This window comes from Metabacillus litoralis, assembly GCF_007994985.1.
Lineage (GTDB): Bacteria > Bacillota > Bacilli > Bacillales > Bacillaceae > Metabacillus > Metabacillus litoralis.
On record NZ_VOQF01000003.1, the window covers coordinates 480,410 to 498,705 of the forward strand.

Here is an 18,296-nt window from a genome sequence, read left to right on the forward strand (position 1 = left end):
TTATTTTAAAAGGCTCTGAACAATATCCTGTAAACTTCATTTAGATAAGCTAGTTTCCCTTCAAAATTAGAGTGTAGTTTGACCAGGCTTCCAGTTTGCTGGACAAAGTCCACCTGTTTGAAGTGCTTGTAATACACGTAATGTTTCATCAACATCACGACCTATATTGTTATGATTTATAACTGAATATTGTAGTTCTCCTTCTGGATTTATAATAAATAATCCACGAAGAGCTATTCCTTCTTCTTCTATTAAAACTCCATATTCACGTGATACACTGTGATTGGTATCAGCAGCAAGTGGATAATGTAAATCACCAAGTCCATTATCTTTGCGATCAGTTTTAATCCAAGCTAAATGAGTGTGTATTGTATCTGTTGATACACCAATAACCTCTGCATCTAAATCATCAAATTCTTCATACCGATCAGAAAGAGCAGTAATTTCTGTAGGACATACAAATGTGAAATCCATTGGATAGAAAAAAAGAACTGTCCATTTGTCATTTTTCATATTCTCTTCTAAACTTACTTTACCAAATTCTTCATTTGCTAAAACTGCTTCCATTTCAAATCTAGGAGCTTGTTTACCGACCATTCGTTCTGCCATAAATTTATTCCTCCAATTTTTAATTTCTAATAACTAGGATTAATTAAGACTTAATTACTGAACCATATGTACTCGTTATTAAAAAAACACTATAAAATTATAATAAATGTTGAGAAATATGATATCAATGATAAACATAAGATTCACATCATAATATTTACTATTTATTACAAATTCATTCATAATAAACACTCACTATAAAGATAAGGCTGTTTTCGCAAACATTGTTGCTTTAAAATCCCAAAGAAATTAGCACAGTATTAAGATTAAGTCTAGTGGCAGCTTTTCTTCATAAAAAGGTAGCTCTAGATACGAAAATACACTTTTTATACTGCATATTTTGATTACATAGCAACAATCTTTCAGAAAAGAGCCTACTAAAAAAAACGTTTTTTAACAATTTAAGCTAAAATCCTTCATTTTTGTACAAAATATGTTTAACATTGTGTAAGATGGGTATAAATATTTTGTTCTTTTCTTTCAAAATCTAGAGCGTAATAAGAGCTTAATTACGTACTTAAGGAAAAGACTCTCTATGTCGAGAAAGGATGTTATGAAATGGAGTTTTTAGAAAACATTAATTGGTCAGCTCTTATGACCAGCGCAGGTATTATCATTTTAAAATTAATTGGAATCATCATCGTCTTTTTAATTGTGAAAGCAGTTGGGAATAAGGTTATTAAGAAAATGTTTGATCGAATCCAACAGAGAGATAATATTTCTCCTGGGAGATCATTAACTTTACAAAGTCTTACTTTAAATGTATTTTCTTATGTGTTAATTTTCATTTTTGTCGTCATGGTGTTTCAAGTTTTTGAATATGATGCCACTGCTTTATTAGCTGGTGCTGGTGTTATAGGACTAGCAATCGGGTTTGGAGCACAAGGACTTGTTAGTGATGTTGTAACTGGTTTTTTCCTCCTTCTTGAAAAACAAATTGACGTTGGAGATTATGTAACAGTAGCAGGATTTGATGGAATAGTCGAGCAGGTCGGTTTACGTACAACTCAAATACGTGGCTTCGATGGTACACTTCATTATGTGCCTAATAGAGAAATTACGAATGTAAGCAATCATTCTCGTGGGAATATGAGAGCACTTGTTGATATTGGTATATCCTATGACGACAATATCGATAAGGCCATTGCTATATTGCAAAATGTGTGTGATCAAATTGCAGCTGAAGACGAAAATATTGTTGACGGGCCAAATGTTTTAGGTGTTCAAGCTTTAGGGTCCTCTGATGTTGTCATAAGAGTTCTTGCGAAAACTGAAAATATGCAACAATGGGCAGTAGAACGTAAGCTTCGTAAAGCTATGAAAGAAGCATTTGATGCTAATGGAATTGAAATTCCTTTTCCACATCAAGTTTACATCGAAAAGAAATCTGAGTAAAAATATAGTTAAAAATCAAACATTAAAAAAAGAGCACAATTTGTGCTCTTTTTTGCTTAGATAATTAGCGATTAATTCTGTTTTCAACTTGCTCGCATACTTCGTTAGCAGATAAACCACTTGCTTGAATAACAGATCCTGCTGTTACTGCATTCGTAATACCCATTACATTTTGATCTTGTCCTGTAATGACACAGCAATCGCAACCTTTTGCATCACTTTCGTTATTTAACTGGACAACATCGTAGCCTTTTTCTTGTAAAGCAGCTGTTACATCTGATAACGATTGTTCGACACCGATTTTTGGCATTATTCATCCACCTCCTATATGTATTGTGTACAGGGGCAGATAAAATATACTTTAATTATTGTCTCTGTTTAACATTGTTGTTGATTTCCGGTACAGGCATTCGCTTTTTGCATATTCTCATACATACCACTCCAATAAACAAAATACTAAAAATCAACACCATTTAGCTTCAACATAAACTAATTATTTGCTTTAAAAGATATATACTTAATCATTGCTTCTACAGCAACCTCGATTGCTGTTTCATCAGGTTGTAGCTTTGCATGATGAAGGCCGTATGAAGATTGCACACCTAACCAAAACATAAACCCTGGAATTTGATCAACCATATAGCCAAAATCCTCACCTGTCATCGCTTCTCTGCATTCATTTACTTCATAATTTGTTGAATCACTTATAAAGTTCATAAATTCTATCGTTAAGTCTTCACGATTATATACTTGATGATACATTGAGCCATAATCAATGATTGCTTTACATGAATAACCAATTTCGACCCCATGAACTATTGCTTCAATTCTTTCTTTAACTTTATTCATAGATTCAACTGATAAGGTACGAATGGTACCTTCTAATCTTGCATTCTCTGCAATTATATTTTGAACTGTTCCCCCTGTTATCTTACCAATCGTAATCACAGCACTATCTAATGGATCTACATTGCGCGAAACAATTGATTGTAATTGAGTGACTAAAGAGCAAGATGCAACAACCATATCATTGGTTGTATGAGGATATGCAGCATGTCCGCCTTTTCCCTTTAAATCAATAAATAACTCAGATGTGTTTGCAAATAACAATCCAGGTTTTGTAGCAATTGTACCTACAGGTAGCTCTGGAGAAATGTGAAGTGCTGTTATCAAATCAGGCTTCCACATCTTAGCTACATCACTATTTAACATAGGTTCAGCTCCGCCAGGTCCTTCTTCTGCAGGCTGGAACAAAAATAAAATATGATCTTGAACAGGATTCAAAACAAAATGTGATAGTAAACCTATGGCAATTGTCATATGAAAATCGTGTCCGCAAGCATGCATAAAACCTGGATGCTCTGATTGAAAATTATAATCAGTCTCTTCTACTATAGGCAAACCATCAATATCTGCTCTATACCCTATTGTTTTCTTAGGGCTTGTTCCTTTGACTAAAGCAAAAATCCCTGTCTTCCATGTTTGTACCTCTACACGATCTTCTGGAAACTGTTTAAGTATATTTAATAAATACTGCTGTGTCTTAAATTCTTGGAAGCCAATCTCTGGAATTCGATGAAGATCCCTTCTAATTTTAATCAAATGATCTCTATCCATTATCCACTCTCCTCTATATATACAAAGACGTGGATTTTCATCCACGCCTTTAATGTATTATAATTGTCTAAGCTCTTGCATAATTTCTGTTTTAGATTTTGTTTTAGCATCAATGTCTTTGATTTTACGTGCAGGTGCACCCGTTACTACAGTATAAGGCTCTACATCTTTAGTTACAATTGCCCCAGCTCCTACAACTGCACCTTTTCCTACTGTAACGCCTTCTAAAACAACAACATTTGCTCCAATTACTACATCATCTTCAATAACAACAGGCTTAGCAGAAGGTGGCTCAATTACACCCGCTAAAACTGATCCAGCACCAATGTGGCAATTTTTACCTACAGTTGCACGACCTCCAAGAACAACATTCATATCAATCATTGTTCCTTCACCGATTACACTACCGATATTAATAGAAGCACCCATCATAATTACTGCATTATCACCAATTTCAACTTGATCACGGATAATTGCACCAGGCTCAATACGTGCTTTAATTCCTTTAAGATCAAGTAATGGAATTGCTGAATTACGACGGTCATTTTCAACTACATAATCCTCGATATTTTCTTTATTAGCTTCTAGAGCTTCTGAGATTTCAGACCATTCCCCAAACACTACTCCAGTGTTTCCTGTTAGAAATGTTTGTGTTGATTCACCGAAATTCACACCTTCTAGATTACCTTTTACGTATACTTTCACAGGTGTTGATTTTTTACTGTTTTGTATAAATGAGATAATCTCATTTGCATCCATCATTTTCATATGTATTTTTCCTCCCTAAACTAGAATCATTATAATTTGTCATTCTTTACTCTATCAAAGGATAACAGTGTTGACAAGCTTTCTTGAGTATTTTTTTACAGGTTATTATAAAATAAGACAAAAACATAATTGATTATTGATTATATTCCTTAACAACTTCTAAAAAGGCTTTTACTTGTTTTAATTGAAAGGAAGATTCAAAACCTAACAACCATGTATCACGTTCAATTTGATTTCCTTCTTCATCAAGTAATGGAATCTTATAAACATCCTCTTGTTCTTCTTGCAAAGTGACTGAAGGTAAAATTGCGTATCCGATTCCATTTAACGCCATTTGTTTGCATGTTTCTATTTGATCCACTACTATCGTTCTTTTAGGTGAGGTTTGAAATTGACGATGCCACCAATCCTGAATTTCTTGATAGTAGGATGAATCACTTTTGAATTGAATAAAAGGTCTTTCTGTCTCGAGCACATCTTCAATTTTTTGAATTTCAGTATCCACTAAATATAGTGTATCTGTTAATAAATGTTGTTTCATTCCCTTCCATTCTGGGTTCCCTCTTATAATACCGATATGCACATGATCTTCATACATGCTTCTTAGTATTTCACTACTCCACCCAGTTATGAGTGATATTTTTGCATGAGGATATTTTTGTACATATTTTTTCAATACCTCTGGTAACCAGTGTTGCCCAATAATAGAAGCAACAGCAAGTTTTAAGGTTCCATGTACCTCACCTTCAAGCTCTAGTATCTCGTCTTTCACTCTTTCTTCTTTCAAGACTACTTCCTTAGCATAGGCTATTACTTTTTCACCAGCTGGTGTTAGCGTAAGACCTTTTTGAGAGCGAAGAAATATTGGAAAACCCCAAGATTTTTCAATCGTTTGAAGTCGTTGAGATAATGCAGGCTGTGAAACAAATAAACGTTCTGCCGCTTTCCTCATATTCATCTCTTCTGATAACACAACCAAAATGCGTAGTTCAGATGTTTGCATAATACACCACCTATAAGTTTACCTTATGATATGTTAATAAATATTAATAATTTAATTATGACCACTATAATTGTATGATAAAGATGTAATAGTTATTTGTAAAGATATAATGATCATATGTCAAAGTAGGAGATGATTAAATGAGTATAGAAATTATCGGGCTAGATCATATTCAAATTTGTGTACCTATTGGTAAAGAAGGGCTGGCAAGAAAATTTTATCTTAATCTTCTTAATTTTATAGAAATAGAAAAACCAGAAAGCTTAAAAAATAATGGTGGTTTTTGGTGTGAGTCCGGAGAAGTTACATTGCATATAGGTGTAGAAGACATCGCAGAAACTAAAAGCAAGCGCCATGTGGCATTTATTATTCATGATATTGCACAAGTGAGAAGAACTTTGAAAAAAAACGGTATATTGATTCGTGAAGAAATTCAAATTCCAGGCATAGATCGTTTTTCTTGCTTTGATCCTTTTCATAATAAAATAGAATTTCTAGAAAGAGTTGAAACTTCCACAAAAATGAAAGAAAGCTGACAAATTTATTCAGTCAGCTTTATCTCCTTTAGGTAAAAATAAAATCAAAATGAAACTGATTATCGCAAACAAGAATACAACCCAATATACACTATTCAAGGCATAACTTAACCCATCTTGTATAAGTACTCGTCCTTCTTCAGATAAATGATTTCGTTGACTTTGATCTAATAACATTGCTGTTGAGTCTAAGTTTAATGTATCTTCTACTCCATGTTTTGAAAAATAGTTAATAAGTTGGGTATTTAGTATTCCTCCTAGTAATGCTGCTCCAATTGTACTCCCTACATTTCGCATAAACATATTTGTAGCTGTTGCAACACCACGTTTATTCCAATTCACATTACTTTGAATAGAAACAATGAATGCTGTAGTAGTAAGTCCCATACCAATACCGATTAAAAATGAGCCTGTTGCAGCAAAAAGTGGACTGTCATTACTTTTTAGAATGATAAAAATAATACTTCCTAAAATAAGAGAAATTCCACCAATTATAGAAGTTGTTCGATATCCAATTTTCAAAATTGATTTACCAGCTACGGTTGCCGCTATGGGCCATCCTATTGACATGGTTGTTAATGTTAAGCCAGCAATAATAGCCGGTTCTTCCATAACTCCTTGTACAAAAGTAGGCAAAAAGGTAGAAAGACCAATAAGAATAACGCCTGTAGTTAAGGATGTTAAATTTGCAATCAAGATTGATCGTTTTTTCCAAAGATCAAATGGCATCATTGGATCCTTTGCTTTACGCTCAACAAGAATAAATAAAAGGAAAGAAAATAATGAAAAGACAAGTAGCACGAAAATAGGAAATGAAATCCATTCCCATCTTACTCCTCCTTCGACAAGGATAAACATAAAGGAAGTTACTGATAAAGTCAGTAGAACGGCTCCTGCAAAATCAATTGATTGTTTTTTCTTTTCTACATTTTCATGGAGAAATAAATACAATCCTATTATTGCTAAAATCCCCAGAGGAACATTTAACCAGAAAACAAACCTCCAACTAACAAATTCTACAAGCAAACCTCCAAGTGCCGGTCCCATAATAGCTGAAATTCCCCACACACTTGATAAATAACCTTGTATCTTGGCACGCTCTTCTTTTGTATAGATATCTCCTACGATCGTTGATGCTATTGGCATAACTGCACCAGCACCAAAGCCTTGTATAAAGCGAAAGAAAATAAGCCACTCCATTGAAGGAGCAAAGCCACATAATATTGAACCAATTAAAAAAACGACAATTCCAAAGGTTAGAACAGGTTTTCTACCATATAAATCTGATAACTTCCCATAAATTAAAACTGTTACTGCATTCATCAGTAAATATGAAGAAAAGACCCAGCTATATAAAGAGAAATCTCCTAACTCTGCAACAATGGCAGGCATTGCAGTTGCAACAATTGTCGCCTCTATTGCAGCCATAAACATAGCAAGCATAACAGTGGCTAACACATAAGACCTTTTTGTAGTATTAGATTTTCTTAGCCTCAATTTAATTTGTTCCACAAAATGTACCGCCTTAACATAAGTGTTTTATGTAAAATCCAACATATTAATTGAAGAAAAGAAAACGATGTAATAATTTTATACATCGTTTCCATAAAGTAGCTATTTTTTTGGGTTTAACAAATCTAGTCGTTTTTTTAACTGCTTCAAAATTGCTCTTCTTGTAAATATACCTTCGAATACATGATCATTATTTTGTACACATATAAAGGGATGGTTAATAACAAGATCTAACCCTTTATCTAGGGTATCATTTAAATTTAATCTTGGAATTGTTGTGTTCATTACTTCTTCGACTTTCATATTTTCTAGTTTTTCAAATTCAATTCGTTCAAGACCAAAGATATTGTCCATAATTAAATTCATTCCTATTAATCCATGCAACTTAAAGGTAGGATCTAGAACAGGCAAAGCGGTATATCCAGTTTTTGTTAACACAAGTAATGCATGCTCTAAATTATTACCAACTTGTACATGTGCCACTATATCCGCGGGTATCATAAGATCTTTTATTTTAATATCTATCAACATATCTGCATCCTTACTAAACATCGTTGTTCTTCCTCTCTAGATAACTATGTCTATTCTACTTAAGATTATATAGAGGTTAATTCCCTTTTCTATCATATCATAAATAAATTAGATAGAGTATTGGCAGGAGTACTAAAAGCTTGTCAATTTTATGGGGTTTTATTAAAGAAAGAAAATGATATAAATCTACAAAAATTGAGGACAAAAGGGAGTGTATTTAACTGTTGTATTCGATCTCTTTAAACAAGTATGAAACATTAAACATCTTACTTCTTATTTATTGTTTACATGTCCGGTAATATTCTTTTTGTATTACTTTGTATATCTATTTGCGTAACTAAACGCTGCATATGAATTGGGCTTAATTTTTGCCTCAATTCCCATTGATTCTATTCTACCAGTCATTTCCTGTATGAGCTCTTTTGTCATTCCATTTCTTCCTATATCCAAATGAATTTCAAATAATAAGTCTCCTCCATCATCGGCAAATGGAATAAGTAAATCTAATAGTTCATTTAAATATTGTGATGTAAAGTAAGAAGCTATCTCAATGCTTAGTGCAGTTTCCATTGAGATTTTTTCACGTACACTATTTATAGGACGTTTAATATGGTAGTTTCTTAAACATCCCCATGCTCCTTTTCCAACTCTGTGTATGTGGATAGCTGTAATAAATTTCGTTTCATTTTGATGGACTTGTGAATCAGATCCTATTGATAAAACATAACATGATCGTGGGTCTTTTAGGATAAAATCCTTCAAACGATTGATAACAAATTCAAACGGCATTTGTTTTTCAGACACATTATAAAAGGTAAAGGATTCGTTCATGTCACAACTCCTTTTTATCTTTAGGCTATTCAATAATATAAGCAATATAGGATTCTTAAAAATCGGAACGTAGAATGTAATTACCGACTAGCAAAGGCTTTAAATCTTAAGATTAATAATCACCCTTTATAAGTCGGTTAATTTCACCTAATTATATATATGTATGAAACAAACTAATATTGTATACGAATTTCCATTACAAGTTAATTATTGATACGCAAGTTCTGTTTATTAAAGGCTCTTTTCTGAAAGATTGTTGCTAATTTCCCTAATTTCACAGTTGGACCATTGTTGTTATTGCATAATAAGGTACTAATCTTTGAAGAAAAGATGTCAGCATTCTTGATACAGTGTTGTTTACTTGGAATAACAAAAGCAACAAAGTTTACGAAAACAGCCTTATTAAAACAATACATCTAAACATAATAGAGGGCTACTTTTATAAAATTAAGTAAAACAGTAAAACATTTTAAGAAAAACTGCCAAAAAAAAAGCCAAACCCATTGGGTCTGACTAATTTCCTTTACTTGTTTCAATATTTTTGATTGTCTCATGGCAATGAGAACAAGTAAAAATAACATTTTGATTTGATTGTGCAGTTAATGAGTTTGAAAGCATATCTTGCTCACGACAAAGCGGACAAATAACAATAGGCTCTTTTCTCATGCTGGCTCCTTTACTTCCATATTTACTGAAGTAGGTCGAAAATTTCCATAGCAATCATATCAATATTATCAAACTGATAAGATTGAGGCTTATCACCTTTTTGGTAAACCTCTAATTCAAATGTGCTATTTTTATCAAAGTATTTTACACTACAGCGTTTCTCACCTTCAACTTCAAAAAAACGTTGAAGTGGTTCTCCTGAACCTGAATTCTCTTGTAAGTTTTGAAGCCTTGTAATAATGCCTAATAATTGTGACATTTCATATCCCCCTTCCGGAAGAGTTAACGTATAACTAATTCCTCTTTTTATTGTTTTACTCTACCATACATTATATCCACAAAACAACGATCCGATAAATACTGTCTTTACTTTGTGCCAAATCAATTTTACACTATGTATGAAAGGATTACCAAGGAAATCCCTTTTCATTCTTTTTCTTTTAAAATTTCGAAGAAGCAATTAAACTGACTTGAATCGGAATGTAAGTTTAAGAAGAGTAATGCATGGCAATAAAAGCTTTTTTTGCAAAGACTTCATAGTACTTCTTATTAGTTTAACATTTAAAAAGCAATAAAAAATCTAGTGGCAGCTATATCTTTCATTAAGATACCATATATAAAAGCATTATATAATTAGTATCACTTCTTAAGAAAAGAGCCATTACAAATTAGCCTATGTTATTGTAACACATTTTTTATAAATTCATCCTAGTTTTAAAAATTTGTATGACCGACTTTTTTAATAACTAAAAGAAGATAGAACTACATTGCCAATAAATGTGTATCTAAAGTAAAAAGGTTAATGAAAATCAAGTTTTACAGAAGATTTCCTAATTACACAATAATAAAACAGTACTATTATAAAAGAAATAGTATGTCTGGAGGAAAATATCTACATGAAACATGTCATTGTCTATTCACAACCAAATTGCCCGCCATGTCAAGTTGTTAAGCAATTTTTAGAGCATCATCAAATAGAATTCATTGAAAAGGATGTAAGTCAAGATCATGATGCGAGAGAAAAATTAATAAATGAATTACATTCTACTTCTACACCGACAGTTACTATTAATGAAGAGATTGTAACAGGATTTGATTTAAAAAGGTTAGAGGAACTTTTGGATATTAACACTAAATAAAAAACTCAAAAATCAACAGATTAAATTCAACAGAAGTTAAAAATATGCAAATAAAAAAGCTTGGTGACCAGCCAAGCTTTTTTTCCGTTCTATTTATTAAAAGGGGTTTGGGGAAAATCGAGAGTTTAATGACTAATCAAGTACCTACATAGATGAATGACCAATTCATCTTTGCTTTTTCTAAGCTAGCTTCACCTCCTAGATATAATCTTATGTAAATCAAAGTTGATTATCTTTCTTAATTACAATGATAATGATTATCATTGTCGTTGTCAACAAAATTTTTCAAAAATAAATATTAATATAAAATTTATATGTCATGATGCTATGCAGGTTAGTTACACACACAAGCAACCTCATAGTTAAGGGGTAATAAAAAAAAATAGCAGACTGTTGACAAACACTCGCTTTCTTCATTACTCACCTTTCTTTGGTGCTCATTACAAGGCTTTGTACATCGAAAGTGAAGCAATTTCAATCAGTTTAAGGAGCTTGTATATATTTGTCTACTTTTTGTATTAATTAATGTTTGCAAAGACATTTGGTTTTGGAAATAAAAATGGAATTGAGCATAAAAAAATTAACATTAACTGCTACTGGAGACTACGAAAGGTTTAAGCCCCAGGGAAGAAGCCAATAAATAGCAAAAAGGCTTCCTTCAGGGGGGGAATACTGGCGAAGCAGTCTACTCATCCATAGTTTAAAGATACAATGACAAAGTGCAAAAAATGAACCTGAATTTCCTTAAAAATAGAAATCATTAATAAGATTTTTTGATAATAGATATGTAGATAAAAAGGATATTCCTTGAGTCGCATTACTTAAGTTATACTGATTAAATTCAACAGTCTCACTTGTCGATAACCTATTTACCACATTTGTATCAATCAAATCTAGGTGAACCATATTACTTCGAGCAGGTTCTTTATTTAGAAACGGTTTATTCACTTCATGTTCAATACTGCTTATTTTCCAATTATTATTTGTCTTTTTCAAAAAGACAACTTCATAATGGTTATCATATGATACAGGACCTTCGTTATTAGCTTCAAAATATTCATATATCATTGCCTGTTCATCAACAATTTCAATAACTGTCTCTCCGTTATATTGAAAAAATGGAATTGTATTTTTAGGTAAATCTGTACCATATACAATGTATTGGTTATTTACTGACTCTACATTTTCCTTTAAATATACTTTAATGAAGGAATCTAAAAAGTATTCTCCTAATATCCTTTCTATTTCTTCCTTAGATCTAGGTTCTTCTGTTAATGAAACTTGAGCTTCAAACGCATTTTGGACATGTGATAAAATATCTGATTGAGGCCTTTCATTGGGTTTCTCAGCAGCTACATGTTGAGAAAGTGAAATTAAGAAGATAAAAAATATAAATAGAACTTTCATTCGAACTTGTCCCAACCAAACTCATCCTTTCAAAATAATCATTTTTTATAGACTCAAATATGTATACCTCTATCTTATCAACTCTAATACCTATTTTGATGAATTAAAATTCGTAAAATTGCTTTAAAAAGCGACAATATTTCTAATAATATTTACCCCTATTCACATATTACAAACCATTTATAAAATGCTCTACTTGAAAGATTGTTAAATTAGACGACAAAAAAGTGGACAATTATTGTCCACTTTTATCACCAGGATATTGTAAAGGCTAAATAAAAGATATAAGCCAATGCAAGAATACCTGCAATTATATAGGCTAGAAAAATCGGATTACGCATATAAGGATGTTCTTGAACTTTTTCATTTATTTGTGTATCATAGGTTGATTTGCGCTCACTTACAAGTTTCCCAACTTTAAATGTATAAATTAAACTAACACCTAAAATCAAAAGCGCTATTACACCGAGTACCATTGTTAAGTAAGTCATCTAGTTAAGTCACCCCTTTTAAAAATAGGATAACTCAACACATACAAAAATATGCTACTTATAACAGTCCCTCTTCTTCAAATAAATATTCGTATGATAAATCTACAAACAAATAATGATTATGATTTAGAGGATAAGAGAAGGTTCTAATGAGCTCTCCTGTTTCAATATCACTATAAACGTCACTTAAAAAACCCTTCTTTTCAAATCGCATTTTAATAATATTGGCCAAAAAATATGGACGCCAACTCCAATTCTTCATATAATATTCAGGTTGTACAATCCATTTATCTTTTTTAAAAATATTAACCGATTGTTGAAAGCCATCTTCATCACAAATATAAATTCGAAAACAGCAATCATCTAAATCACCTGATAATTGGTTGAGTAACAATTCATAATTATCATTTTGTTTATCATGATTTAAAAGACTTTGATGTATTCTTTTATGAAATTGTTCTGTAAAATTGTAGAGGTTTTCAAGCTTCTTCTTCTCTGTAGAAATAAATCTCTGGAATTCATGCTTCAATCTTACCTTTGAAGCATCTCGCTGTGTGAATTCTCTCTTAGGCTTATCAAGAAAGTAACCTTGATAATAACGACCGCCATTTTTCCAAGCATATTGAAGCTGAAAATTCACCTCAACATCCTCATATAAAAGAGTGGCACCTATCTTTCTTGCTAAAAGCGAAATTGAATACAACACATCATAATAAGACTGCAAAGGTGATGTTAATCTTAAAGGGTGTAAATCAATTTTAAGAATGTCTGGTGACAGCAAACCTATCCGATCTAAATTGCTACTTGATTTACCGATATTATCTATAGCAATTTTTATTCCGTATGTTCTATAGTAAGTTAACAGATGATAAAGTTGTTCCATGTCTCCTCGAAAATTATGTTCTGTAATTTCCAGAACTAGTTGATTTAAATTCAATCCATTCTCTTTCTTTTCAAGCAGAGCTTCTAGAAAACTTTCACCATGATCAAGCATGAGTAAATTTGCGTCCCTGTTAATAAATAGAAGGATTTCGGTATCATTAAGGTCTATAAATTCATTTAAGGCTTTATGTAAAATATAATCATCAACTTCTATTCGGTATTCATCAGGAATATTTTCATCATGAAAAAAAGATCCTAAACTCTCGACGTCATGATTAACCTGAATTCTCCCCAAAACCTCATAACCCACTACCCGCTGTTCATCAGCACTAAATATTGCTTGATAGTATGGTATAACCTTTTCAAGATTTGTTAACACATCTAACGGATCCAATACAATCCCCTCACCTATATCTATCTAAAGTATTAAAATTATACCATAAAGTGAGACTTCCTTCACTTATGATATACTTTACGAAATAGAGTGTTTTACTGACTTAGCTTATAAGACGTTAAAATTTTAAAAGCAGTAGGATTACAAAAATAGAAGAATGCGACAACAGTATTTTAACAATTTAGAAATCAAATAATGATTGTAAGTGTTATTACGCCGCTCCTAAAAATATACTTCGTTAAGCTATGACTTTGTTCGGAATTTTATTCATCACTTTAAGTTAAGTCCCAGCCTCTTAAGGCAAAAAAGACAAATCTCTTCCACTGGAAAAAAGCTCCTAGGCTTTTCCTAGGAGCTTTCCTTCATTTTCTCTTTTTTGCGAGCAGTCAATTGTCTTGAGCTCCAGTTACACTAAAATTAAAAAATAGGTGATAACCTTTCCAAAACACGTAAAACAAATTATTATGACGTTACTTCTTTCATTTCTAACACGAGATACAGGTATGTTACCATCTTAAAAAGGATATTGGTTTAGCCACTGCCCTCCGTCTAATGTAATACACTCACCATTCATATATGCTGCATCATCAGATAATATAAAAGCAGCCAAAGCAGCAATTTCTTCTGGTGTCCCTAAACGATTAAGCGGTACACTATTTAATGTTCTTTTGGCTGCTTCTTCTGATTCCCATAATTTATCTGCTCCACCTGTCCTTTCTATTGGACCAGGTGCAATAGCGTTAACCCTTATTCCATACTTTCTACCCCATTCAACAGCCAATGTTCTAGTCATAGATAAAACACCTGATTTTGCAGCAGCTGAATGAATAACTCCTGGACCAGCATTCCATGCATAAGTAGCAACCATATTTAATATGGCACCTTTAGATTTCTTCTCTATCCAGTACTTACCTATTGCGGAACTACAATAGAATGTTCCATTTAACACAATATCAATTACAGACTTCCATCCATTTACAGACAGATTCTCAGCCGGACAAAGGAAATTACCAGCTGCGTTATTCACAAGGGCATCAATTCTACCAAATTTATTATCTACCATATTGATCATATCAAAAACCATTGTTGAATCTCTAACATCCAGTTGAATTGGATAAACCTGGCCTTCGAATGTCTCTATTTCTTTTTTCGTATTTTCAAGCTTTTCAAGTGTTCTACCAATGATGACTACATTTGCACCATCCTTCGCAAATCGTTGCGCCATTGCTTTTCCCATCCCATTTGAACCACCAGTTACAATAACTACTTTACCCTTCATACTATTACCCCCTAAAATAAAAATGAATGTTCATTCATTTTTATTTTACCATAAAAAACACACATTTTTTCTTTTGTAAATTTTTTTAGAAATAAAACTTCACTTTTAAGACTTATAATTGTAATAGAACTCTTAAATTAAACCATGATATACTTAGACTATTCAGTATGGTTGATGAACACATATACATTATTAGATCCATATGGAAGTATAATTATAAAATTAGGGATTGATAGATAGAATGACAAAACAATATTCTAGAAGATCTTTTTTAAAAGGTCTTCTTTCCTTTTCTTTCGGTAGCTTATTATTAGCTTCAACCGGTTATACATATGCTAGATATTTTGAGCCAACAATGCTTGGAGTAGAAAAATTAAAGATGATTGATCCTAAAATTCCAATAGCATTTGAGGGTTTTACCATCGTTCAGTTTAGCGATACACATTTAAGTGAGTATTTTACATTAAAACAGTTGGAGTCGTTGGTAAATAAAATAAATAACCTTTCACCAGATCTTATTCTTTTTACAGGTGATTTGATGGATGAGCCTAATAACTATAATCATATTAATGAAATTGTTCCTATTTTAGAAAAGCTTAAAGCCCCTTTTGGTAAATATGCTGTATATGGAAACCATGATCATGGTGGGTATGGAACTGATATTTATAAAAATGTAATTGAAATGTCTGGATTTACACTTTTACTTAACGAAGCAACAAATATACCAATGGAAGATGGTAGTAAAATAGTGATTGCTGGGATTGATGATTTGATGCTAGGCAAACCAAGTTATGAGGGAGCTTTAGGAAACTTAAATAAAGACTTTTATAATATTTTATTAGCTCATGAACCAGATGCTGCACTTGAAACAAAGAACTATTTTGTTGATTTGCAGTTATCAGGTCACAGTCATGGAGGTCAAATTCAACTGCCTTTTTATGGCCCTCTCATAACACCTCCTTATGCTATGCATTATTTTGAGGGCATGTATGAGGTGGATTCAATGAAGTTGTATGTGAATCGAGGAATAGGTACTACTAGGCTTCCTTTCAGGTTTTTATCACCACCTGAAATTACTCATTTCACCCTTTCTCCAAAATAAAACGTGAAGAAGGAATCTGTATGTGCTGATTCCTTCTTCACGTTAATCATCCATTATTCAAAAACTTTGTAATTTGTTCAGCAGGAATAGGTCTACTAAATAGATAGCCTTGTCCTTTATGACACTTTAAATTGCTTAAAAAATCTAATTGTTCATCTGTTTCAATTCCTTCAGCAACAACAGTGAGTCCTAAATGTTCAGCTAGATGTAAAATCGTTGTTACGATCGCTTCATCTTTTTTATCAAGCAAAACATCTTTAATAAACGACTGGTCAATTTTTAAAGTATCAATTGGAAACTGTTTTAAGTACATTAATGAAGAAAAACCAGTACCAAAGTCATCAACTGAAATCATTACTCCTAGTTCTTTCAGCCTTTTAATCATCTTGAGTGCTTCCTCGGCATCTTGTAAGGAACCCTCAGTAATTTCAAATTCGATATGTTTCGGACTTATTTTATACGTTTTAAATAAAGATTCAATCATATCGATTAAATGTGGCTGTTGAAATTGTTTAGCTGAAAGATTAATAGCAATAGTAGTTTCAGGATATCCTTCTTCTTGCCAAGAAAGTATTTGCTTGCATGCTTGCTCTATAACCCACTCTCCAATAGGTATAATCAAACCCGATTCCTCAGCAATCGGAATAAAAACTGCCGGAGAAACATTTCCTAGTTGTGTATGATTCCATCTTAATAATGCTTCAAAGCTAACTACTTTTTTTGAAGCCAAATCAATTTGGGGCTGATAAAATAGAGTTAGTTCCTCATGCTCAATAGCCCTTCTTAACCCTGTTTCAATTTCAAGTAACTCGTTAGTATTTTTATCCATTTCGTTATCATAGAAAAGGTATTGAGCTCGATTCCTTTGCTTTACGACATACAAAGCTTTGTCGGCATTAGTTATAAGAGAATCGTCGTCATTACAATCTTCCGGAAACATACTTATCCCAATACTTAAAGAAATAAAGTAAAGTATTTCATCTAAATAAAAGGGTTCCTTGAACTTTTGAATTAACTGATCTGCAACTAATTTTGCCTTTTTTCGATCAGTGTCAGGTAAAACAATGATGAATTCATCCCCTCCATGTCGATAAACTGAATACAGAGGCCCAACTATTTCGGAGAGTCTTTTACTTACTTCAACTAAGAGTAGGTCACCACTATTATGGCCTAGAATATCATTTAGCATCTTAAATCGATCCAAATCTATATACATAACTGCAACAGATTGTTTTTTATTAATTTGCAAGATATTTTTTAAATCACTTTTTAAGGCACTTCGATTTAATAAGCCTGTAAGAGGGTCATGATAAGCCATATGCTCAATCATTTCTGATTGTTTTGATTTTTCTGTTATATCTCGAAGGATAAAAAAGATTCCATTCACTTTTCCATTGATAATAATAGGAACTGTTTTATAATGAACATTCAATTTTTTATATTCATAAAGAAGTATTGCTTCTCCCTCAACTGAGTTTCCGTCAATTGTCTGATGAAAAGCATTTCTTAAATACTTAACATCCTGCGCTTCAAATAAATCAAAAATACTAGTACCTTCAATAGCATTCTGGTTACTATTTAATAGTCTCAATACAGAAGGATTCACTGTTAATATTTCACTAGATAAGTTAACAGAAAATACTGCATCCATATTATGATCAACCAATGATTTATACATTTCTTGACTTTCTAGTAGCATTCTTTGCTCAATTACTCGATCTGTGATATCCCTCGTTACCGCAATTATATATATAACTGTGCCCTGATCATTTTTAATTGGAGTTAAGATCGTTTCACCATATGAGAATAATTTCTCATCGATTTGCACCTTATCTTGGTAAGAAAAAGTTTTTTTGGATTCAACAGCCTTCAAATACTTTTCATGCAAATGGTCAGCTATTTCACTACGAACAAAATCATAAAAGGTTTTTCCAACATAATCTTGCCCTAATTTAGCGTGAATCTTCCCGATTTCATTTGCAAACAAATATGTAAACGAGTTATCGCTTTCAACTTTCATAATAAATATTAAATCTTGAACATGTTTTAAAATTATATCAAAAATAAATGGCTCGATTTCAGTAAATCGTTCATCATTTTCAAGATCTTTTTTAATTAAATTTAAAAAATAGTT

The 18,296-nt window shown here is 32.2% G+C and carries 19 protein-coding genes; 4 read left to right on the forward strand and 15 right to left on the reverse strand.

Annotated elements, in window-relative coordinates; translation table 11 throughout:
• Nucleotides 1-66 precede the first annotated feature (66 nt).
• On the reverse strand, nt 67-609 hold the full coding sequence (locus FS935_RS07310) for a peroxiredoxin (RefSeq protein ID WP_146947027.1): 543 nt from the start codon (nt 607-609) through the stop codon (nt 67-69).
• Between the two features lie 558 nt (nt 610-1,167).
• Between FS935_RS07310 and FS935_RS07315 the strand changes: the two genes are divergently transcribed.
• On the forward strand, nt 1,168-2,004 hold the full coding sequence (locus FS935_RS07315) for a mechanosensitive ion channel family protein (RefSeq protein ID WP_146947029.1): 837 nt from the start codon (nt 1,168-1,170) through the stop codon (nt 2,002-2,004).
• A gap of 64 nt (nt 2,005-2,068) precedes the next feature.
• Here FS935_RS07315 and FS935_RS07320 read toward each other — a convergent pair whose 3' ends face one another.
• The 4 genes from FS935_RS07320 to ccpC all read right to left on the reverse strand — a co-directional run bounded on the left by FS935_RS07320 (nt 2,069) and on the right by ccpC (nt 5,392).
• Nucleotides 2,069-2,314 carry a YkuS family protein gene (locus tag FS935_RS07320; protein WP_146947031.1) on the reverse strand — a complete coding sequence of 82 codons (246 nt, stop codon included), beginning with the start codon at nt 2,312-2,314 and terminating at the stop codon, nt 2,069-2,071.
• A gap of 179 nt (nt 2,315-2,493) precedes the next feature.
• Nucleotides 2,494-3,621 (reverse strand): N-acetyldiaminopimelate deacetylase, encoded by a 1,128-nt coding sequence (locus tag FS935_RS07325; protein WP_146947033.1) that lies wholly within the window; start codon nt 3,619-3,621, stop codon nt 2,494-2,496.
• A 57-nt stretch (nt 3,622-3,678) separates the two neighbouring features.
• Complete coding sequence (dapD, locus tag FS935_RS07330; RefSeq protein ID WP_146947035.1) at nt 3,679-4,389, reverse strand: 2,3,4,5-tetrahydropyridine-2,6-dicarboxylate N-acetyltransferase; 711 nt, start codon at nt 4,387-4,389, stop codon at nt 3,679-3,681.
• Between the two features lie 133 nt (nt 4,390-4,522).
• A complete protein-coding gene (ccpC, locus tag FS935_RS07335) occupies nt 4,523-5,392 on the reverse strand; it encodes a transcriptional regulator CcpC (protein WP_146947037.1) in 870 nt (289 codons plus the stop codon).
• 140 nt (nt 5,393-5,532) lie between these two features.
• Between ccpC and FS935_RS07340 the strand changes: the two genes are divergently transcribed.
• A complete protein-coding gene (locus FS935_RS07340; RefSeq protein WP_146947039.1) occupies nt 5,533-5,928 on the forward strand; it encodes a VOC family protein in 396 nt (131 codons plus the stop codon).
• 9 nt (nt 5,929-5,937) lie between these two features.
• On the opposite strand, the gene FS935_RS07345 is transcribed toward FS935_RS07340, so the two are convergent.
• The 5 genes from FS935_RS07345 to FS935_RS07360 form a co-directional block, all read right to left on the reverse strand.
• Entirely contained in the window at nt 5,938-7,371 is a 1,434-nt protein-coding gene (locus FS935_RS07345) for an MDR family MFS transporter (protein WP_146947108.1), read from the reverse strand.
• Between the two features lie 171 nt (nt 7,372-7,542).
• Nucleotides 7,543-7,992: a cyclic-di-AMP-binding protein CbpB gene (gene cbpB / locus FS935_RS07350; RefSeq protein ID WP_146947041.1), complete on the reverse strand. Its 450-nt coding sequence runs from the start codon at nt 7,990-7,992 to the stop codon at nt 7,543-7,545.
• A 291-nt stretch (nt 7,993-8,283) separates the two neighbouring features.
• Nucleotides 8,284-8,802, reverse strand: a complete 519-nt coding sequence (locus tag FS935_RS07355; protein WP_146947043.1) for a ribonuclease H-like YkuK family protein — start codon at nt 8,800-8,802, stop codon at nt 8,284-8,286.
• 513 nt (nt 8,803-9,315) lie between these two features.
• The gene (locus FS935_RS23610; protein ID WP_168714470.1) at nt 9,316-9,468 is read right to left on the reverse strand and encodes a hypothetical protein; all 153 of its coding nucleotides are present in this window, start codon (nt 9,466-9,468) and stop codon (nt 9,316-9,318) included.
• A gap of 22 nt (nt 9,469-9,490) precedes the next feature.
• Nucleotides 9,491-9,727 (reverse strand): YkuJ family protein, encoded by a 237-nt coding sequence (locus tag FS935_RS07360; protein WP_146947045.1) that lies wholly within the window; start codon nt 9,725-9,727, stop codon nt 9,491-9,493.
• Nucleotides 9,728-10,364: 637 nt separating this feature from the next.
• Between FS935_RS07360 and FS935_RS07365 the strand changes: the two genes are divergently transcribed.
• Entirely contained in the window at nt 10,365-10,607 is a 243-nt protein-coding gene (locus tag FS935_RS07365) for a glutaredoxin family protein (RefSeq protein ID WP_146947046.1), read from the forward strand.
• A 744-nt stretch (nt 10,608-11,351) separates the two neighbouring features.
• Here the strand turns inward: FS935_RS07365 and FS935_RS07370 are convergent.
• The 4 genes from FS935_RS07370 to fadH all read right to left on the reverse strand — a co-directional run bounded on the left by FS935_RS07370 (nt 11,352) and on the right by fadH (nt 15,060).
• Nucleotides 11,352-12,029 carry a DUF3993 domain-containing protein gene (locus tag FS935_RS07370; protein ID WP_158638555.1) on the reverse strand — a complete coding sequence of 226 codons (678 nt, stop codon included), beginning with the start codon at nt 12,027-12,029 and terminating at the stop codon, nt 11,352-11,354.
• A gap of 236 nt (nt 12,030-12,265) precedes the next feature.
• Nucleotides 12,266-12,505, reverse strand: a complete 240-nt coding sequence (locus FS935_RS07375; RefSeq protein WP_146947050.1) for a hypothetical protein — start codon at nt 12,503-12,505, stop codon at nt 12,266-12,268.
• Nucleotides 12,506-12,563: 58 nt separating this feature from the next.
• Nucleotides 12,564-13,787 (reverse strand): EAL-associated domain-containing protein, encoded by a 1,224-nt coding sequence (locus tag FS935_RS07380; protein ID WP_240050845.1) that lies wholly within the window; start codon nt 13,785-13,787, stop codon nt 12,564-12,566.
• Between the two features lie 508 nt (nt 13,788-14,295).
• Complete coding sequence (gene fadH, locus FS935_RS07385) at nt 14,296-15,060, reverse strand: 2,4-dienoyl-CoA reductase (protein ID WP_146947054.1); 765 nt, start codon at nt 15,058-15,060, stop codon at nt 14,296-14,298.
• A gap of 241 nt (nt 15,061-15,301) precedes the next feature.
• On the opposite strand from fadH, the gene FS935_RS07390 reads away from it, so the two are divergent.
• Entirely contained in the window at nt 15,302-16,162 is an 861-nt protein-coding gene (locus FS935_RS07390; protein WP_146947056.1) for a metallophosphoesterase, read from the forward strand.
• A gap of 46 nt (nt 16,163-16,208) precedes the next feature.
• On the opposite strand, the gene FS935_RS07395 is transcribed toward FS935_RS07390, so the two are convergent.
• Nucleotides 16,209-18,296, reverse strand: a 2,088-nt coding sequence (locus tag FS935_RS07395; RefSeq protein WP_146947058.1) for a sensor domain-containing protein, incomplete at its 5' end; no start/stop codon positions are given.

Coding starts and splice junctions, on each gene's coding strand:
- FS935_RS07310 (WP_146947027.1), bottom strand. CDS start 609: ATGGCAGAACGAATGGTCGGTAAACAAGCTCCTAGATTTGAAATGGAA.
- FS935_RS07315 (WP_146947029.1), top strand. CDS start 1,168: ATGGAGTTTTTAGAAAACATTAATTGGTCAGCTCTTATGACCAGCGCA.
- FS935_RS07320 (WP_146947031.1), bottom strand. CDS start 2,314: ATGCCAAAAATCGGTGTCGAACAATCGTTATCAGATGTAACAGCTGCT.
- FS935_RS07325 (WP_146947033.1), bottom strand. CDS start 3,621: ATGGATAGAGATCATTTGATTAAAATTAGAAGGGATCTTCATCGAATT.
- dapD (WP_146947035.1), bottom strand. CDS start 4,389: ATGAAAATGATGGATGCAAATGAGATTATCTCATTTATACAAAACAGT.
- ccpC (WP_146947037.1), bottom strand. CDS start 5,392: ATGCAAACATCTGAACTACGCATTTTGGTTGTGTTATCAGAAGAGATG.
- FS935_RS07340 (WP_146947039.1), top strand. CDS start 5,533: ATGAGTATAGAAATTATCGGGCTAGATCATATTCAAATTTGTGTACCT.
- FS935_RS07345 (WP_146947108.1), bottom strand. CDS start 7,371: ATGCTTGCTATGTTTATGGCTGCAATAGAGGCGACAATTGTTGCAACT.
- cbpB (WP_146947041.1), bottom strand. CDS start 7,992: ATGTTTAGTAAGGATGCAGATATGTTGATAGATATTAAAATAAAAGAT.
- FS935_RS07355 (WP_146947043.1), bottom strand. CDS start 8,802: ATGAACGAATCCTTTACCTTTTATAATGTGTCTGAAAAACAAATGCCG.
- FS935_RS23610 (WP_168714470.1), bottom strand. CDS start 9,468: ATGAGAAAAGAGCCTATTGTTATTTGTCCGCTTTGTCGTGAGCAAGAT.
- FS935_RS07360 (WP_146947045.1), bottom strand. CDS start 9,727: ATGTCACAATTATTAGGCATTATTACAAGGCTTCAAAACTTACAAGAG.
- FS935_RS07365 (WP_146947046.1), top strand. CDS start 10,365: ATGAAACATGTCATTGTCTATTCACAACCAAATTGCCCGCCATGTCAA.
- FS935_RS07375 (WP_146947050.1), bottom strand. CDS start 12,505: ATGACTTACTTAACAATGGTACTCGGTGTAATAGCGCTTTTGATTTTA.
- fadH (WP_146947054.1), bottom strand. CDS start 15,060: ATGAAGGGTAAAGTAGTTATTGTAACTGGTGGTTCAAATGGGATGGGA.
- FS935_RS07390 (WP_146947056.1), top strand. CDS start 15,302: ATGACAAAACAATATTCTAGAAGATCTTTTTTAAAAGGTCTTCTTTCC.